This is a genomic window from Agrobacterium sp. ST15.16.024, from assembly GCF_027956545.1.
Classification (GTDB): domain Bacteria; phylum Pseudomonadota; class Alphaproteobacteria; order Rhizobiales; family Rhizobiaceae; genus Agrobacterium; species Agrobacterium cucumeris.
In genome coordinates, this window is record NZ_JAQKGO010000001.1 from 1,362,578 (window position 1) to 1,378,492 (window position 15,915).

A 15,915-nucleotide genomic window follows, 5' to 3' on the forward strand; every position below is an offset into this window, starting at 1 on the left:
CATCTGCGCCATCGGCAGCGCAAGATGCGTTCAACAGCCGGAATGTCAGGCAATATTAGTCGGATTTTTTCTCCGGCAAGCCCTTGCGTTTCGTCGAGGCGAAATCCTCAAGTTCTTTTTCTGTCATGGACTTCTCCATGCTTTTTGAAGCACCTTGTAAACTGGATTTCTTGATGTCGCCGCGTTTTGCGGCCAGTGCTGCACCCGCCGCTTTCTGCTGGGCTTTCGATTTGGCTGGCATGTCTGCCTCCTCTGAAACGACTGTTCCAGCAGGGAAATGCCGCCTTGCGACGATTGTTCCCTTGCGAGACGTCAAGCATGCGGCAAAATTCCCCTTTGAAATCGGCAGGAAAGCGGGATATCGCATGAGGTCATGGATGCAAATCGAAACCGACGACTGACAGGGATGGAGAGAATGCTTCGCATTTTCTGCGCGGCCTTGATGTTGTCGCTCGGTTTTGCCCACAAGCCCGTGCTGGCCGCAGCGCCGACGGTGTCTCTGGACGAGAGCTACCGGCTGCCGGACGGCACCTTTGCGGAAATATGCCTTGGCCACGGCGATGGCGTCAACATCTCCCACAGCAAGGACGATCCGGCCCATTCCGGCGATGCCATGCTGTTTTGCGAGGCCTGCCTGCTGGCCTCATCCATTCTTCTGCCGATACCTGACACCGAAGGCTGGCTGAAGACCGAATTCTCCTGGCTCGACAATCGCCTGAGTGCAAATTGGAGCTTCCGCTCTGTCCTGACGATTGAGAAACCCGCAGCGCGTGGGCCTCCATCCCTGTTCGCCTGATTTTTCGTTTTACGGAATCATCGCCGCCTGCTGGCGGCACGGAGCGACTGCCAGGGCCCTTAAGGGATGCAGTCGAAGGGACAAGAGACATGAAGACCACCAAAATCATCACCTGCACATTGTTCGTCGCCTCGGTTTCGACCGCGCAGGCTTTCGCCCACGCCACTTTCGTTGACGGCTCGGCCGAACAGGAAAGCACCGTTGTCGCCGCGCTGCAGGTGCCGCACGGCTGCGACGGCGGACTTGCCACGACAGAAGTGCAGATCAAGCTGCCGGAAGGTTTCATTTCCGCCAAGCCGCAGCCCAAGGCCGGCTGGGAGCTGGAAGTCATCAAGGGTGACTACCAGAAGGCCTACAAGAACCACGGCAAGGAAATCAAAAGCGGCCCGGTCGAAATCCGCTGGAAGGGTGGCAATCTGCCGGATGAATTTTACGACACCTTCGTCGTACAGGGTAAAATCTCCGGCATTGAAGCCGGACAGGATCTGCCCTTCAAGGTAACGCAGCTTTGTGGCGACAAGGGTAAGGTTTCCTGGGATGAGGTGGCGGCAGCCGGTGTCGATCCGCACTCGCTGAAAAGCCCCGCCCCAACCATTCGCGTTGCCGCAAAGGCGGCCCATGCTGCCGGCGGCCATGATCATGGCGCCATGGATATGGATGTCGTGAAGGCCGGCAGCCTTGAGGTTTCCGGCGGTGCGACCAAGGCCATGCTGCCGGGCCAGCCAGTGGGCGGCGGCTACGTGACGATCAAGAACGCCGGCACCAGCGACGACAAGCTGATCGGCGTCGAATCCTCCACTTCCGGTCGTGCCGAAATCCACGAGATGGCTATGGTCAATGACGTGATGAAGATGCGCAAGCTGGATGACGGCATCGTCATTCCCGCCGGCCAGACCGTGGAACTGAAACCCGGCGGCCTGCACATGATGTTCTTCGACGTGAAGAAGCCCTTTGCCGAAGGCGACAAAGTGCCGGTAACGTTGATCTTCGAAAAGGCCGGCAAGGTTGAGATCGTACTATCCGCCGCCAGCGCGGCCAAGGGCAACGGTGGCGACCACCAGCACAATTGATCAATAAAGAGCGGCTACCGGAACGCGTGACAGGTCCGGTAGCCGCAAGCTTTTTTATTATTGTATCTCGTTTCTAGCGCCGTGGCGGAAAAGGCGTGATGGCCATCGCCTCCGTGATTTTTCCGGCATTGGGTTGAAAATATTTAGAAAATCATCCTGACGCCAGCCTGAATGCCGAAGGCCTGCCGATCGCGTAACTTTATTTAGAAATTAAATTAAAATATTCAGATATCAGTCTGATTTAAATCGTTATTTTCAGATCGAGTTTTGGCGTTGTTTTCCTCATAGGCTTCCACAGCCTGTTCGAGCGTCGCCTGCGGTTCGTGGCGCTGGCTGGCGGCGGTGAGGAAATAGAGGGTGAGCGCCGGCGGCTTGATGGCCGTCATCAGGGCTCGCAGCTGAAAGTCGTCGCCATGTTCGGCCTTGCGCGCCAGTTCGTGAATGGCCTCTTCGACCTCGCTCTTGCGCGGCACGCGCTGCGACGGCTTGACGGCTTCCAGCGCATAGGCTGCCGTATTCGCAGAAACGGAAAGAACCTGTGTCATTCAACCTCCGGCCATCTTCGCGACCCTTGAAAATTGGAGAATACCATCCGCGTCTTGTTGGAAGGCTAAATCACGGGGCTGCAATTTAATCGTATTTTAGTGGACGCAAGCGGCGGGCAGAGGACTTTCGCCCGCAGTTACGATGGTCTAAAACTGCGTCGGACTGCCCGGTCCGGCCATTTCCTCCGGAGACATAATCCCCATGGTGAATATCGCTCTTGTCGCCGTCGGCGGCGCAATCGGTTCCGTTTTTCGTTATCTGGTCGGCGTCTGGAGCGTTCGGCTGGCGGGGGTGAATTTTCCCTGGGGAACGCTGGCGGTCAATGTGGTCGGATCGTTCCTGATCGGTCTTCTGGTCGAGCTGGTGGCGCGGCGATTGAATGCCTCGATGGAAATGCGCCTGTTTCTCGTTACCGGCGTGCTTGGCGGCTTCACGACATTTTCGTCCTTCTCGCTTGATGCGGTAACACTTTTCGAACGCGGCGCGCTCGGCCTTTCGGCCGTTTACATCCTTGCAAGCCTTGTGGTTTCCATCGCTGCGGTTTTTGCCGGGCTGGCCTTGGGCCGCAGTTTGTTCTAAAGGCTTGATCCAAACGGCGCGCCGACGAGCAGAGCGCGCGATCAAGACAGAAAGACTGGAAATTTCATGGCAGGTATCGAGCATATCAAGGTCGAGGCCGACGAGGCCGGTATGCGCCTGGATCGCTGGTTCAAGATTCATTATCCGGGCCTTGGTTTCGGCCAATTGCAGAAGCTGCTGCGTTCCGGCCAGGTGCGCGTGGATGGCGGCCGGGTGAAGACGGATGCGCGGGTGCAGCCGGGGCAGATGGTGCGCGTGCCGCCGGTTGATTCCGACCTGAAGGTCAAAACCGGCCCGATTGGCTCCAGGGACCTCAAACATTCGGAAGACGCCGAACTTCTGGCGCGCATGCTGCTGCATGAAGACGACAAGGTTTTCGTTTTCAACAAGCCGGCCGGCATTGCCGTGCAGGGCGGTTCCGGCGTCAACCGTCATATTGACGGGCTTCTGGAAGCATGGACGAGCCCGAAGGGTGAAAAACCGCGTCTGGTGCACCGTCTGGACCGCGATACGTCAGGCGTGCTGGTGGTTGCCCGCACAAGAGGTGCGGCGCAGAAACTGACGGCCGCCTTCCGTGAGCGCGATACCAAGAAAACCTACTGGGCGCTGGTCAAGGGTGTGCCGCGCAAACATCAGGACAAGATTTCCACCTGGCTAGTCAAGGAACAGACGATGGATGGCGACCGCATGCGCATCGCCAAACACGGTGAGGAGGGGGCCGATCACGCCATTTCCTATTACCGTGTCATCGATACCGCCGCGCAGAACCTCGCCTGGCTGGAAATGGAACCCTATACCGGCCGTACCCACCAGCTTCGCGTTCATGCGCTGCATATGGGACATCCGATCATCGGCGACCCCAAATATTACATCGACGATCCGAACTGGGATTTCCCGGGCGGTATCCAGAAGCGCCTGCACCTGCATGCGCGCCATATCGACATACCGCACCCTAATGGCGGCCGGCTTCGGGTCAGCGCGCCTTTGCCGCCGCATATGGTGCAGACTTGGAACCTGCTCGGCCTCGACGTGGCCGATGGCGATAGGGAAGATTGATATCAGATGAAACTGGTTCTTTTCGATTGCGACGGCACGCTGGTGGACAGCGCCGGCCTTATCCATGCCGTGATGGCCGACACGTTTGCCGATTTCGGAAAGCCGCGTCCGGATATCTCGCAGACCAAGGCGATCATCGGCCTGACGCTCGATATCGCCATAGCCCGCATGCTCGGCAAGACGCACGTGGATGACGAGGCGCTTGCGATGACGGCGCGTTATCGTGAAATCTATCACCCGATCCGGGAGCGCCCGGGCATGATCGAACCGCTTTTCGACGGCATCGCGCCTTTGATTGACACGCTTTCGAAACGGGATGACGTGCTGATCGGCGCCGTCACCGGCAAGGGTCGGCGCGGGCTGACCCATATTCTCGAAACCCACGGTTTTACGGATCACTTCATCGTTTCGCGCACGGCGGATGATTGCCCGTCCAAGCCGCATCCGGCCATGGTGATGGAATGCTGCCATGAAACCGGCATGGTTCCGGCCGACACTGTCGTCATCGGCGATGCGATCTATGACATGCAGATGGCCAAGGCCGCTGGCGCAAAAGCCATCGGTGTTGCCTGGGGTTATGCCTCGGTCGACGATCTCTGGAAGGCCGGCGCCGATGCCGTCGTCAGCCACCCGCGTGAAATCCCGGCCTATGTTCCGGCCGACATTTGAATAATCTTCTACCTGACTGATGAGGACGTGCCATGCGTGATCTCCTGAACGACCTTTCGGAGGGCCTGAGCCACCCCGACCCGATCCTGCGTGCGCAAATCCAGATGCAGAAGCCTTTGCCGAAGCGGTTCTACAAGGACGTGACCGTCGCTGATGTGGAGGAGGGCGGTTTCACCATCCATCTTGATGGCAAGCCGCTGCGCACACCCGCCAAGAAGCCGCTGATCGTGCCGACGAAGGCGCTCGCAGGCCTGCTTCGCGACGAATGGGATGCACAGAAGGAAGTGGTGAACCCGGTGGTCATGCCGGTGTCTCGGCACGTGAACACCGCCATCGATGGCATCGCCAGCGACACCCAGGCGGTTTTCGAAGACATCCTGCGTTTCTCGTCCTCCGATCTCCTGTGTTATCGCGCCGGCGATCCCGAGGCATTGGTTCAACGTCAGACTGACCATTGGGATCCGGTGCTCGACTGGGCCGCCAATGTGCTTGGCGCCCGCTTTATTCTCGTCGAAGGTGTCATGCACCGTGACCAGCCGCGCGAAGCCATAGCTGCCTTCGCGGTGACGCTGCGGAAATACGATGCGCCGATCGCACTTGCTGCTCTTCACACCATGACGTCATTGACCGGCTCCGCCATTCTGGCCCTTGCACTGGCGGAAGGCGAGCTGACTCTTGAGGAGACCTGGGCGCTCGCCCATCTCGACGAGGACTGGACCGCCGAACAATGGGGTGAGGATGAGGAGGCGCTGGAACGCCGCGCCGTCAGGCTCATCGATATGCGCGCGGCACTCCATGTTCTGGAGTCGCTGAAGAGCGCCTCTTAACGGTTTTCTAACCCTGATGATCGAATATGCGGTTACCTCACGTTAGGGGAGCCGCTGATCATGAACACCACGCTGAAACGCCTTGGCATTGTTTTGCTGGCGTGTTTCACGCTCATGTCTTTCAGGCTGGAGCCGGAAGCGACCAATGCCGACCGGTTGCTTTACGATGTGCGCGGCGCATTCGTCGCCGCACGCCCGGATGTCGCACCGGCGCTGATGCAGTCCATCCATGCTCAGGTACAGAGTGCTATCAGGACGACGGCGCGTGGCGAGACCAGACCACGCGTTGTGCTGACCATCCGTCTCACATCCGTCACGCGCGCGCCGTTCCTGTTTGGGGAGCGGGCCTCGGCCAAGGTGATCGTCCGTGCTGCGGCCGTGGCAACCGGCGAGGTGATCGCCGAGGCCAAATTCACCGCCACCGTTGTCAGCTTCGACAATCAGTCCATCGAGCAGGAACTTGCCTATGGTGTCGCTGAACGGGTGATCCGCGAATTCCGGCTGAACCGCTCCGGCCCGACGACACTGGCGACGGCGCTTTTTCCCTGACGTTTTCCCGACTCTCCACCCACTTCAATGCGTCCTTGGGGGGAGTCTCACAAGGCATGAGTGTATGTCGAGCGGGTCGCCGTCGACCTCTAGCTTGCCGTGATCTATCAAACTCTCCAGTCGGACCCCTAACATTAGATCTCCAATCTGATGATATGGTTCCGAACTTGCCGCCAGCGCGTTTCCCAGCACATAAGCAACCTTTCGCCATCTGGTTTCCGCTTGTTGCAGTAACAGATCATCAAAATGATCCGCCGCGACGGATACGAGACCGTCCCGTGTTACAATGCGGAAGAAGGCATTTTCCTTCTGTAGCCGAAACCACTCCTCCTGATTTTTCGCATCCTCCTCGGCGGATACTGCTTGTTCTCTTCCTGCCAGCTGCGCCAGAGACTCGGCTGGCATCACGGAAACAGCTCTATTTTGTATGGGAATCTGCAAAACTTGGCTCGACACATCAATGACATCGTAGGGCCGCCCGTCCATATGCGCGGCCCATGCAAGCCGAAACGCAAATTCCTGAGCGGAATGTTTGCTAAACCACAAAACGATTTTATCCTCCGCGGTATCGACTTGCTCCCAGAAATCTTGGAACTCATCCGCCGCCTGAGGCCAGTCGAAATATTCGTTCCACCAGCTCACCCTGTCTGCTGACGCAAGGGAAGCGATAGGCCCGCAACTGAGATTGTCTAGGAACGGCAGAATTCTGTCCCCGGCTCGGTTTCCCGAGAGCGCCTTCTTAAGAGAACCTTTGGCGGGCAAGCTTGGCACGACATGCAGCATTTTTCCTCCCGTTCCTTCAAAGTTTGGCTTTAAACCTTCACCCAAGCCGCTCGGCGTGCCACTTCAGGTGGTCGTCCATGAAGGTGGAGATGAAATAATAGGAATGGTCATAGCGATCGTGCATGCGCAATGTCAGGCCGATATCCGTGCCCTTGATCGCCTCTTCGAACAGCCAGGGGCGCAGACCTTTCTCAAGGAAGCTATCGGCCTTGCCCTGGTCGATCAGGAACTCGGGAAAGCGGGCGCCATCTTCAACCAGTGAGCAGGCGTCATATTGACGCCACGCGGCCCGATCCGCACCGAGATATTTTTCGAGCGCCGGTTCGGACCAGTCTGCGGAGGAGGGCGCCACGATCGGTGCAAAGGCGGAGCAGCTCTTGAACCGCTCGGGGTTCTTGAGCGCAATGGTCATCGCACCATGGCCGCCCATCGAATGGCCGAAGATGCCCTGACGGCTCATATCCGCGCGGAAATGCTGGCCGATGAGGGCAGGCAGCTCTTCCGTCACGTAGCTGTACATATGGTAGTGCTCAGACCACGGTGCCTCGGTGGCATCGAGGTAAAAGCCGGCACCCTTGCCCATCTGCCAGTTGGTCAGCTCATCCGGCACGTCATTGCCACGCGGGCTGGTATCGGGGCAGACGATGATCAGGCCCAGTTCGGAAGCCATGCGGCGATATTCGCCTTTTTCCATGACATTGGCATGGGTGCAGGTGAGGCCGGAGAGATACCAGACAACCGGGCAGGGCTCATGGACCGCTTTCGGCGGCACATAGACCGCAAAGGTCATCTCGGACTTCAGGCTTTCGGATGTGTGCGAAAATACGCCCTGCATGCCGCCAAAAGCCGTATTTTGCGAAATGATGTTCATGAAGCCATTCCTTTGAGAAAAGTTTTCCGGTTCAGCCCGCAAGCGAGACAGCGGCATTCACCGCCGCCGCCACCAGAACCGTGTTGAAAAAGAAAGAAACGATGGAGTGAAGCAGCGTGACCTTGCGCATGGCGGTCGTTGTCACCCCCACATCCGATGTCTGCGCCGTCATGCCGATCACCACGGCAAAATAGAGGAAGTCGTAACCGCAGGGTTCCTTCGTCGCCGGAAAATCCATGCCGCCGCGATGCTGGCGCTTGCCATCCACCATGGCCGGCCGCCAGTATAAATGCGCATAGTGCAGGGCCGTCATGGTGTGGATCGTCAACCAGCCGAAAATCACCGAGGCGAAGGCGATGAGCAGGGTCCACACTGTTTCGCCCGTATGATTGAGCGCCTGAAACAATGAGACAACGGCAACCGCCACCGCAAGCAGCGTGACGGCGATGATGGCGATTGCCGGCAGATCGTCGCTATCGGCATGGGCCTTCAGATGCTGCGCCGTCAATCCCGGCAGACGAAAGGCAACCAGCGTCAGATAGGTCAGGAAAAACAGAACGGCTGCGATTTCTATGGCAAGCGATGGCGCCAAGGCCAATGCCAGACCAAGACCAAGAGCCCCGGCGAAAAAAGCGAAGACGAAAGGCTGATGTCGGCGAAAGGCATTGCTGCCGGTCGTGGCGGAGCTTTTTGGTTTGGCCGTGGTCATGAGCGGCACCTTTCTGTTTGCAGCATCATTTTTTGACACGGCGGCAGAAGCGGTCAAGCGTCTCCAGAAAGGCGGAGCGGTCGCGCGGCGAAAAAGCTGCGTTATATCCCTTGCTCTCACCGGTTTCGCGCAGATGCGCGCCAAGATCACGCATTGCCGTGGCCATGCCGATATTGGCCTGGTCAAAAACACGGCCCGTCGGTCCCGTCACCAGCGCGCCCTTGGCAACACAGCGCCCGGCCAGCGGCACATCGGCGGTGATGACTATATCGTTTTCGCTGGCATGTTCAGCAATCCAGTCGTCAGCCGCATCGAAACCGGCCGACACGATGACGTTCTTCACCATCGGATCCCGCGAGGGGCGCAGGCCGGAATTGGCGACGAAGGTCACTTCCAACCCATGCCGCTCGGCCACCTTGAGGATCTCCGGTTTCACCGGGCAGGCATCGGCATCGACATAGATTTGCGGGTTTTTCGACATGGGCACTCTTCGCAGATAATTCTTGCGACGCTTTTACGGGCAAATGCAGCGCTTACCAAGCCCGTCGTCGCCGAAATGCTGGCTTGACAAGGCACGGGAATGGGTTTGCGACAACGCCGAGACTTCCGTATGTTCTCTTTATGTTCTATTATTTGGAGATGTCGGATGCTGGAAGAATTCATCGTTCAGGCCAAGTCTGCCACCTATGTCGGCGGCGGCGATAAATCCGCGATTTCCACCCGAAAGGGATCGCATGATCTCACCTATCGGCAAGGCGACTGGCACTATATCGACAGCTACTTCGGCGGAACCGATTTCATCGGGCAGGAGGTGGTCTGGCATCAGGGTGTCGCGCTATGGGCGATGAATTATTATGGCCGTATCCTGAGGCCGGATATGATCGACGCCGGGATGGCGGGCAGGGTCATCCAGCACTCCCTCTCAAGGCTTTATAAGGAAGGGCGGTTTCTCGGTGGCTTCACCCATCAGCTGGAGGAGCTGATCTATGTGGACACCAATGCAGGCGAGTTCCGATCTTTTACCGGGGTGGAGAGGATTTATCGTGAAGATATCGAGGTTTACCGGCTCGACTATCATGGCGGAACGATAAAGCCCTAGGATTGGCAAAGGTCGCCGCTACGAGTGGCTGAGAAAAAGAGGCGATGAAGGTTCATCGCCTCCATTGAGATTTCAAATCAGCCGGGCTGCTTCGTCTTGCGAAGATAGGGAAGAACCGTGTCGTAGGAGCCGAAACGGGCAATCGCATCTTCGTTGGAGATGGCGGCGGTAATAATGACATCCTCGCCCTGTTTCCAGTTGGCGGGCGTTGCCACCTGGTGCTTGGACGTCAGCTGGATGGAATCGATCGCGCGAAGAATTTCCTCGAAGTTGCGGCCGGTGGTCATCGGGTAGGTGAGGACCAGCTTGATCTTCTTGTCGGGGCCGATGACGAAAACGGAACGCACGGTGGCGTTGTCAGCCGGGGTGCGGCCTTCGGAGCTGTCGCCAGCACCGGCGGGCAGCATGTCATAGAGCTTGGCGACCTTCAGATCCTTGTCGCCGATCAGCGGATAATCGACGTTGAAACCGGTCGCAGTGCGGATGTCGTTTTTCCACTTCTCATGGCTTTCGACCGGATCGACCGAAATACCGATGATCTTGACGCCGCGTTTTTCAAATTCCGGCTGCAGGCCGCCCATTGCGCCTAGTTCCGTGGTGCAGACCGGCGTAAAATTCTTCGGATGCGAAAACAGCACCGCCCAGCCGTCGCCGATCCAGTCGTGAAAGCTCACCGGCCCATGGGTGGTCTCGGCGGTGAAATCAGGTGCTATGTCGTTGATACGCAGGCTCATCTGATAGTTTCTCCCTAATGATTTGAACTGAAATTCTGATGATTTTCGGCAATCCGTATCCGGCGCCGAAGCTTAGTGTGTCTGCACGAAATGGCCAGCCTTTTCATCGCGCCGCGGTGATGTTGCCAAGCAGCAGAAGTTTGCGAAGTTCCCGCAAAAGCTTGATGACGTTGCATGGCGGCTATGGCCAATCCGACAATTTCTGACACGCGTGATACGGACAGGAGAATCTGCTGAATTTGCGGCAAGCTTATGCGACCTTTGGCCACGCCGCCAAAAGCGCTGGGGGGCGCGCGACTAGGAGAACGGGCAGGGAGGTGCCATCGGTTGTTTTTCCACGCTGATATAGGTCAGGAGAGCCGAATGCCGATGACGTTCCATCCCCTAAGGCGGCGGCAGGAGAGCGAAAATCATTGGCGAGACCGGTTGAATGTCGCAGGTGCCGCCATTATTCCTGAGTGGATCGGGGGCCATTCATGACAACATCCTCTGCGCCGGTTTCAGCGGCCGTTCGGGCGCGCATACCGCCCACAGTCTGGGTCCTTGGTTTCGTCAGCCTGCTGATGGATATCTCCTCGGAGATGGTACAGACGCTGTTGCCCTATTATCTCGTATCGGGCCTTGGCGCTTCTGCCGTCACGGTCGGTTTCATCGAGGGCCTGTCGGTTGCCATCGCGACCACAACCAAGCTGTTTTCCGGGATTATCGCGGACTGGACGCGGCGACGGAAGATGCTTGCGGTGATCGGATATGGTCTTGGGGCGATCTCCAAACTCGCTTTTCCCTTCGCCACCTCGCTAGGCTGGATTGTCGTCGCCAAGGCGGTGGATCGCATCGGCAAGGGCATTCGCGGAACACCGCGTGACGCGCTGATTGCCGATGTGACGCCCGCCGAAATCCGGGGAGCGGCATTCGGGCTCAGAAAGTCGCTTGATACGGTCGGCGGTTTCATCGGGCCGCTGGCGGCGATCGCGCTGATGTTTGCACTGAGCGAAAATGTTCTCGCCATTTTCTGGATCGCGGTCATTCCCGCATTCCTTGCCGTTTTCATCCTCATGATCGGCGTGAAAGAGCCGGATGCGCCGGCGAAAACGAAATCGGACAAGCCGTTCCGGATCGCCGATTTTGCAAAGCTCAATCCTGCGGTCTGGGTGGTGATCCTTGGGGCGTCGCTTTTGACCTTTGCGCGGTTTAGCGAGGCATTCCTGTTGCTGAAATCGGAGGAGGCGGGGTTCAGGCCGGCCTGGATACCCATCACCATGGTCATCATGCATGCCGTTTACGGCCTGACGGCCTATCCAGCCGGCCGGCTTTCAGACCGCATCGGCCGGTCGGGCATTCTCGCTTCAAGCGTGGTGGTGCTGGCAGCCTCCTATCTCGTGCTCGCTTATGCCAACTCCATTCCGCTGTTCCTGATCGGCATCCTTCTCTGGGGCCTGCATATGGGCCTGTCGCAGGGTCTGCTCGCCACCCTCATCGCAGAAACGGCGCCGTCAAATCTCAAGGGCACCGCCTTCGGCGTCTTTAACCTGATGATGGGTGTGGCGGTGCTCCTCGGCAATGTCATCGCCGGATTGGTGTGGGATATCCACGGATCGTTCGGCACCTTCATCCTGGGCGCAGCGCTGTCTTGCGCGGCATTGCCGGTGTTGATCTGGATATCCCGCCGGGAAAGCGCCTTAGCCCGATAAGGCGCGAAAAGATTGTTTTCACTATTTGAAACGCCTATTCTGGCGCGGCATCACCACGCCGTCTCCAAACCCGATGTGATGGAGAATACCGATGACGATCACGATTACCGCCTTTGAACGCTCACCCGATGGCGGCAAGGGTCTCGCCCGTGACATGCGTGTTCGTTGGGCACTGGAAGAAGTGGGCCAGCCATATGATGTGCGCCTTCTCTCCTTCAAGGCGATGAAGGAACCGGAACATCTCATGCTTCAGCCCTTCGGACAGATTCCGACCTATGAAGAAGGCGGCCTCGTCCTGTTCGAATCCGGCGCCATCATCTTTCATATAGCCGAGAGCCATGCCGGCTTGCTGCCAGAAGAAGCGGGAGCCCGGGCGCGGGCGATAAGCTGGATGTTCGCGGCCCTCAGCACCATGGAGCCGCCAATCGTCGAGCACTTTGTCACCGGCTTTCTCGAAAGGGACAAAAGCTGGCATGATGAACGCCTTCGAATGGTGGATGAACGCATTCGCAGGCGGCTCGGTGAATTGTCCCGCCGCCTGGGCGCCGCCGACTGGCTCGATGGCGCGTTCAGCGCCGGCGATCTGCTGATGGTGTCGGTCCTGCAAAGGATCATAAGTTCAGGCATTCTTGACGAATATCCGAACCTTTCAGCTTATGTGGCCAGAGGTGAAGCGCGTCCCGCCTATAAGCGGGCTTTCGCCGATCAGCTGGCGGTTTTCAAAGCGGCGCAGAATGCTTGACCGTCTCACTCCGATACATTGACGCGATATGCCATTCCAAGCGACCGGGGCGCGGTCTCCTTGAAGCCGAATTTTTCATATAATTTATTAGCCGGCACATCGGCGATCAGGCTGACATAGGCTGATGCGGGAAACTCGCTCTTCACATGCTCCATCAGCGTATTCATGATCGCCTTGCCCAGCCCGCGGCCCTGATGCTCGGGCTTGACGGCGATGTCCACCACCTGAAAAAAGCAGCCGCCGTCACCGATAATCCTGCCCATGCCGATGGCGGAATCCTCGTGCAGAACCAGCACGGAAAAAACGGTGCCCCGCAAGCCTTTCTCTGCCGCCTCCCGCGAGAACGGGCTGAGCCCTGCCATGGCGCGCAGATGCAGATACTCCTCGACGGAAGGGCTTCTTGCCACGACTGAATAGGCGGGGTGGTTCATCGACATCTCCTCATCGTCGCGCCACGACAGTGTCGCCTGGCGCCCGAGAGTGGTTCTACATCCATATGTGTCGATTCTGAACCGGACTTATCCAGGGTATCCGGGCGGCTACCATCCTGCCGGGCGAGACCGATACGCCGATCATGAACAATCGCGCGCGTCCACCCCTGAAGGAAGAGCGCACTCGCTCCTCAATGAGGATCTTTCGTGTAAACGAATGTCGGTACACACCAGTTAAAGCGTATTGCAAGGAGCCGGAGCATCAAGCCGAGGGCCATTGCGACGAGCGAGGATACCGCGTGGGAGACACCTAGAAGGGGCACGAGCAAGTAGATCAGGCCCGTAAAGACTGAGACGGTTGCATAGAGTTCCGAACGAAATAGGAGCGGTACTTCGTTGCACAGGATATCCCGAAGTACGCCGCCCAGACATCCGGTCAGCACGCCAGCCGCCACCACGACAATCAGCGGCAGGTTGAGGCTTGAAGCAATCTGGCAGCCGATGACGGTGAAGACGACCAGTCCTATCGCGTCGAGAAAAAGGAACATCTTGCGCAGGTGATACATATATCGGGCGATGGGGATCGTCGCCAGAGCCGATAATCCCGTCACGAGGAGATAACTGGGATTTTCGACCCACGACAGCGGATAGTGGTTCAGAAAAACATCGCGCACGGTTCCACCGCCGAGGGCGGTAATACATCCAAGCAGAAATACGCCGATCCAATCCATTTCGCGACGGCCGGCGGCGAGGGCGGCTGTCATGGCTTCTGCGACAATCGCAACTAAATAGAGGATATGGATAATGTCGCTCGTCGGGGGAAAGATCATCGAGTAACCTGAAAACTCAGTATCTGCGAATGACGTGGGTTCATCGTCTATTCAGTAGTTCATCAAAGGAGATGCCTGCGGGTTCCCGAATGACGGCCGAACCCCGAGAAGCGGTGCGGCGCGCTCGATGATATCGCGCACCATCGGCGCGGCATTGAAGGCCGCCAGGCGCCCGCCGCGCTCACCGGAAAGCGGGGCGTCAATGATCGACAGCACCAAATAACGGGGGCGGTGCATGGGGAATGCCGCGAGGAATGTATTGAAGTTCAGGTTCTTCGCGTATTTGCCATTGATAACCTTTTCCGCTGTCCCGGTTTTCCCGCCTACATCAAAACCGGCCACCTGGGCGTTTCGGCCCGAACCTTGGGTGCCGTTGTACCAGAACAGCTCGCGGACCTTTGCGCTGGTCGAGGCCTGCAGGACACGCCTGCCGGTGATTTGGTGACGCCTCCCACTGTCGGCAATGAAAGTCGGGTGCCGGAACATGCCGCCGTTGACAAGGGCCGCGGCAGCCGCAGCCGTCTGTAGCGGCGTCGTGGCCAGGCCGTGACCGAAGGAAATCGTTGCGGAATTGATCTTTTTCCAGTTCCTTGGCGCCGTGGGCGAAGCTATTTCCGGCAACTCCGTCTGCATCTTTGACAACAGGCCCAGTCTGAAGAGAAACTGCTGGTGATTTTCCAGGCCAACGAGATCAGCGACCTTTGCCGTGCCGATATTTGATGAGTAGCGAAAGACTTCCCGGATTGTCAGCGGCCTTCCTCGGCCGTGGAAATCCCGGATGGTGAAACCACCCATTTTCAGGGGACGGGAGGCATCCACGACCGAGTTCAGAGTGACGACGCCCGCATCAATCCCCATGGCAAGGGTAAACGCCTTGAAGGTCGAGCCCATTTCAACCGCTGAATTGCTCATGCGGTTGAACCATCCCTTTTCGTAGTCCCTGTCGATCGTGCCGTCGGCAAGGCGGCGCGAAGGTTCATTCGGGTCATAATCGGGGACGGATGCCATCGCGAGAACCTCGCCTGTGTCGACATCGATTATGACGGCACCTGCGGCTTCCGCCTGATAGTTCCTCACGGCATCGCCAACGACGTTATGCACGATGCTCTGAACACGCAAATCGATGGACAGCCGGACCGGTTCAAGCTGGGTGGGATCTGTAAGGCCGACGCCACGCAGGTCTGCCAGACCTTGCCTGTCGAGATAGCGCTCAATGCCCGCCAGCCCCTGATTGTCGATATTGACATGCCCGACAATGTGGGACGCCACCGGGCCGCCTGGATAAAAACGCCGCTTCTCCGGTCTGAATCCGATGCCCGGAATGCCAAGGCGCATGATCTCAGCCTCCTGGCGGGGCGTAAGCTGTCTCCTGATCCACTGAAAACCGGAGTCAGACGTTAGTTTTCTATGCAGATCAGCCCAGTCCAGATCGGGAACAACAGAGGCGAGCTTTTCGATGGCCTCATTTGCATCAACAACGCGACGAGGCTCCGCATAAAGCGAGATGAGATTGATATCCGTTGCGATAAGCTGGCCGTTGCGGTCCAGAATGTCGGGGCGGGAGGCGATTATATTGGGTGATCGCGGAATGCTCGCCGTCGCTTCGTTCTCGGAAAAATAGCCATATTGCAAAAGGCGGACTGCGATCGCGGCATAACCGATCGCGAATGCCACGATGAGCAGGCCCACCCGCTGACGATTTCGAGTGGAAGACTTTACGCTGCGTTTTTTTGCAGGAAGAACAAGGTATCCAATGGTACCTTTCCTGTAACGAGCAATCAAAGACATGAAAATACTCCACGCTCACGCATCGGGGATAGGGTGGGGATGCGGGCAGGTCCAACCGGTCACTGCACGCGTGCGGGACAGACCCTGGCACGCGGCATTTTACACCGCGCCAAACCCCGGAAAATCCGGCAATGGCGCAGGCTTG

Annotated in this window: 20 protein-coding genes and 1 pseudogene; 11 read left to right on the forward strand and 10 right to left on the reverse strand. The window is 58.0% G+C overall.

Annotation, left to right across the window (positions count from 1 at the left end; genetic code table 11):
- Window positions 1-55 precede the first annotated feature (55 nt).
- On the reverse strand, window positions 56-241 hold the full coding sequence (locus PL640_RS06700; protein WP_142839725.1) for a DUF3008 family protein: 186 nt from the start codon (window positions 239-241) through the stop codon (window positions 56-58).
- Window positions 242-406: 165 nt separating this feature from the next.
- Between PL640_RS06700 and PL640_RS06705 the strand changes: the two genes are divergently transcribed.
- Together PL640_RS06705 and PL640_RS06710 are read left to right on the forward strand one after the other, a co-directional pair.
- Complete coding sequence (locus tag PL640_RS06705) at window positions 407-796, forward strand: hypothetical protein (RefSeq protein ID WP_405049186.1); 390 nt, start codon at window positions 407-409, stop codon at window positions 794-796.
- Between the two features lie 89 nt (window positions 797-885).
- On the forward strand, window positions 886-1,866 hold the full coding sequence (locus PL640_RS06710; RefSeq protein ID WP_271361174.1) for a copper chaperone PCu(A)C: 981 nt from the start codon (window positions 886-888) through the stop codon (window positions 1,864-1,866).
- Window positions 1,867-2,090: 224 nt separating this feature from the next.
- Here the strand turns inward: PL640_RS06710 and PL640_RS06715 are convergent, their stop codons facing one another.
- The gene (locus PL640_RS06715) at window positions 2,091-2,411 is read right to left on the reverse strand and encodes a hypothetical protein (protein ID WP_271361176.1); all 321 of its coding nucleotides are present in this window, start codon (window positions 2,409-2,411) and stop codon (window positions 2,091-2,093) included.
- Window positions 2,412-2,613: 202 nt separating this feature from the next.
- On the opposite strand from PL640_RS06715, the gene crcB reads away from it, so the two are divergent.
- From crcB to PL640_RS06740, 5 genes are all read left to right on the forward strand, one after another.
- A complete protein-coding gene (crcB, locus tag PL640_RS06720; protein WP_142839729.1) occupies window positions 2,614-2,991 on the forward strand; it encodes a fluoride efflux transporter CrcB in 378 nt (125 codons plus the stop codon).
- Window positions 2,992-3,057: 66 nt separating this feature from the next.
- On the forward strand, window positions 3,058-4,047 hold the full coding sequence (locus PL640_RS06725) for an RluA family pseudouridine synthase (protein WP_142839730.1): 990 nt from the start codon (window positions 3,058-3,060) through the stop codon (window positions 4,045-4,047).
- Between the two features lie 6 nt (window positions 4,048-4,053).
- Window positions 4,054-4,716, forward strand: coding sequence for an HAD family hydrolase (locus PL640_RS06730; RefSeq protein ID WP_142839731.1), 663 nt, complete (start codon window positions 4,054-4,056; stop codon window positions 4,714-4,716).
- Window positions 4,717-4,748: 32 nt separating this feature from the next.
- Window positions 4,749-5,543, forward strand: a complete 795-nt coding sequence (locus PL640_RS06735; RefSeq protein ID WP_269699554.1) for an ATP12 family chaperone protein — start codon at window positions 4,749-4,751, stop codon at window positions 5,541-5,543.
- A gap of 60 nt (window positions 5,544-5,603) precedes the next feature.
- Entirely contained in the window at window positions 5,604-6,092 is a 489-nt protein-coding gene (locus tag PL640_RS06740; protein ID WP_142839733.1) for a hypothetical protein, read from the forward strand.
- 24 nt (window positions 6,093-6,116) lie between these two features.
- On the opposite strand, the gene PL640_RS06745 is transcribed toward PL640_RS06740, so the two are convergent.
- Genes PL640_RS06745 through PL640_RS06760 form a run of 4 tightly spaced genes read right to left on the reverse strand, consistent with a single transcriptional unit; the run spans window position 6,117 to window position 8,936 of the window.
- Window positions 6,117-6,875: a DUF3658 domain-containing protein gene (locus PL640_RS06745; protein ID WP_271361177.1), complete on the reverse strand. Its 759-nt coding sequence runs from the start codon at window positions 6,873-6,875 to the stop codon at window positions 6,117-6,119.
- Between the two features lie 37 nt (window positions 6,876-6,912).
- Window positions 6,913-7,746, reverse strand: a complete 834-nt coding sequence (fghA, locus tag PL640_RS06750) for an S-formylglutathione hydrolase (RefSeq protein ID WP_271361178.1) — start codon at window positions 7,744-7,746, stop codon at window positions 6,913-6,915.
- A 31-nt stretch (window positions 7,747-7,777) separates the two neighbouring features.
- Window positions 7,778-8,455 (reverse strand): DUF1345 domain-containing protein, encoded by a 678-nt coding sequence (locus PL640_RS06755; protein WP_142839736.1) that lies wholly within the window; start codon window positions 8,453-8,455, stop codon window positions 7,778-7,780.
- Between the two features lie 25 nt (window positions 8,456-8,480).
- A complete protein-coding gene (locus tag PL640_RS06760) occupies window positions 8,481-8,936 on the reverse strand; it encodes a YaiI/YqxD family protein (RefSeq protein ID WP_142839737.1) in 456 nt (151 codons plus the stop codon).
- A 165-nt stretch (window positions 8,937-9,101) separates the two neighbouring features.
- Between PL640_RS06760 and PL640_RS06765 the strand changes: the two genes are divergently transcribed.
- Window positions 9,102-9,554 (forward strand): DUF5680 domain-containing protein, encoded by a 453-nt coding sequence (locus PL640_RS06765; RefSeq protein WP_271361179.1) that lies wholly within the window; start codon window positions 9,102-9,104, stop codon window positions 9,552-9,554.
- A 77-nt stretch (window positions 9,555-9,631) separates the two neighbouring features.
- Here PL640_RS06765 and PL640_RS06770 read toward each other — a convergent pair whose 3' ends face one another.
- Window positions 9,632-10,288 carry a peroxiredoxin gene (locus tag PL640_RS06770; protein WP_271361180.1) on the reverse strand — a complete coding sequence of 219 codons (657 nt, stop codon included), beginning with the start codon at window positions 10,286-10,288 and terminating at the stop codon, window positions 9,632-9,634.
- A gap of 476 nt (window positions 10,289-10,764) precedes the next feature.
- Here PL640_RS06770 and PL640_RS06775 point away from each other — a divergent pair, with 476 nt between their 5' ends.
- Together PL640_RS06775 and PL640_RS06780 are read left to right on the forward strand one after the other, a co-directional pair.
- The gene (locus PL640_RS06775; protein WP_271361181.1) at window positions 10,765-11,979 is read left to right on the forward strand and encodes an MFS transporter; all 1,215 of its coding nucleotides are present in this window, start codon (window positions 10,765-10,767) and stop codon (window positions 11,977-11,979) included.
- Between the two features lie 91 nt (window positions 11,980-12,070).
- Window positions 12,071-12,721 (forward strand): glutathione S-transferase family protein, encoded by a 651-nt coding sequence (locus tag PL640_RS06780; RefSeq protein ID WP_271361183.1) that lies wholly within the window; start codon window positions 12,071-12,073, stop codon window positions 12,719-12,721.
- A gap of 5 nt (window positions 12,722-12,726) precedes the next feature.
- Here the strand turns inward: PL640_RS06780 and PL640_RS06785 are convergent, their stop codons facing one another.
- On the reverse strand, window positions 12,727-13,158 hold the full coding sequence (locus tag PL640_RS06785; protein ID WP_405048897.1) for a GNAT family N-acetyltransferase: 432 nt from the start codon (window positions 13,156-13,158) through the stop codon (window positions 12,727-12,729).
- Between the two features lie 86 nt (window positions 13,159-13,244).
- Between PL640_RS06785 and PL640_RS06790 the strand changes: the two are divergent.
- Window positions 13,245-13,334: pseudogene (locus PL640_RS06790) on the forward strand (3-oxoacyl-ACP reductase); the annotation flags it as partial.
- Window positions 13,335-13,343: 9 nt separating this feature from the next.
- Here PL640_RS06790 and PL640_RS06795 read toward each other — a convergent pair.
- Window positions 13,344-13,982 (reverse strand): trimeric intracellular cation channel family protein, encoded by a 639-nt coding sequence (locus PL640_RS06795; RefSeq protein ID WP_271361187.1) that lies wholly within the window; start codon window positions 13,980-13,982, stop codon window positions 13,344-13,346.
- 51 nt (window positions 13,983-14,033) lie between these two features.
- The gene (locus PL640_RS06800; protein ID WP_442867052.1) at window positions 14,034-15,770 is read right to left on the reverse strand and encodes a peptidoglycan D,D-transpeptidase FtsI family protein; all 1,737 of its coding nucleotides are present in this window, start codon (window positions 15,768-15,770) and stop codon (window positions 14,034-14,036) included.
- Between the last annotated feature and the right edge of the window lie 145 nt (window positions 15,771-15,915).

Excerpts from the sequence above, each read along its gene's own strand:
- PL640_RS06700 (WP_142839725.1), bottom strand. The coding sequence starts at position 241 with ATGCCAGCCAAATCGAAAGCCCAGCAGAAAGCGGCGGGTGCAGCACTG.
- PL640_RS06705 (WP_405049186.1), top strand. The coding sequence starts at position 407 with ATGGAGAGAATGCTTCGCATTTTCTGCGCGGCCTTGATGTTGTCGCTC.
- PL640_RS06710 (WP_271361174.1), top strand. The coding sequence starts at position 886 with ATGAAGACCACCAAAATCATCACCTGCACATTGTTCGTCGCCTCGGTT.
- PL640_RS06715 (WP_271361176.1), bottom strand. The coding sequence starts at position 2,411 with ATGACACAGGTTCTTTCCGTTTCTGCGAATACGGCAGCCTATGCGCTG.
- crcB (WP_142839729.1), top strand. The coding sequence starts at position 2,614 with ATGGTGAATATCGCTCTTGTCGCCGTCGGCGGCGCAATCGGTTCCGTT.
- PL640_RS06725 (WP_142839730.1), top strand. The coding sequence starts at position 3,058 with ATGGCAGGTATCGAGCATATCAAGGTCGAGGCCGACGAGGCCGGTATG.
- PL640_RS06730 (WP_142839731.1), top strand. The coding sequence starts at position 4,054 with ATGAAACTGGTTCTTTTCGATTGCGACGGCACGCTGGTGGACAGCGCC.
- PL640_RS06735 (WP_269699554.1), top strand. The coding sequence starts at position 4,749 with ATGCGTGATCTCCTGAACGACCTTTCGGAGGGCCTGAGCCACCCCGAC.
- PL640_RS06740 (WP_142839733.1), top strand. The coding sequence starts at position 5,604 with ATGAACACCACGCTGAAACGCCTTGGCATTGTTTTGCTGGCGTGTTTC.
- PL640_RS06745 (WP_271361177.1), bottom strand. The coding sequence starts at position 6,875 with ATGCTGCATGTCGTGCCAAGCTTGCCCGCCAAAGGTTCTCTTAAGAAG.
- fghA (WP_271361178.1), bottom strand. The coding sequence starts at position 7,746 with ATGAACATCATTTCGCAAAATACGGCTTTTGGCGGCATGCAGGGCGTA.
- PL640_RS06755 (WP_142839736.1), bottom strand. The coding sequence starts at position 8,455 with ATGACCACGGCCAAACCAAAAAGCTCCGCCACGACCGGCAGCAATGCC.
- PL640_RS06760 (WP_142839737.1), bottom strand. The coding sequence starts at position 8,936 with ATGTCGAAAAACCCGCAAATCTATGTCGATGCCGATGCCTGCCCGGTG.
- PL640_RS06765 (WP_271361179.1), top strand. The coding sequence starts at position 9,102 with ATGCTGGAAGAATTCATCGTTCAGGCCAAGTCTGCCACCTATGTCGGC.
- PL640_RS06770 (WP_271361180.1), bottom strand. The coding sequence starts at position 10,288 with ATGAGCCTGCGTATCAACGACATAGCACCTGATTTCACCGCCGAGACC.
- PL640_RS06775 (WP_271361181.1), top strand. The coding sequence starts at position 10,765 with ATGACAACATCCTCTGCGCCGGTTTCAGCGGCCGTTCGGGCGCGCATA.
- PL640_RS06780 (WP_271361183.1), top strand. The coding sequence starts at position 12,071 with ATGACGATCACGATTACCGCCTTTGAACGCTCACCCGATGGCGGCAAG.
- PL640_RS06785 (WP_405048897.1), bottom strand. The coding sequence starts at position 13,158 with ATGTCGATGAACCACCCCGCCTATTCAGTCGTGGCAAGAAGCCCTTCC.
- PL640_RS06795 (WP_271361187.1), bottom strand. The coding sequence starts at position 13,982 with ATGATCTTTCCCCCGACGAGCGACATTATCCATATCCTCTATTTAGTT.
- PL640_RS06800 (WP_442867052.1), bottom strand. The coding sequence starts at position 15,770 with ATGTCTTTGATTGCTCGTTACAGGAAAGGTACCATTGGATACCTTGTT.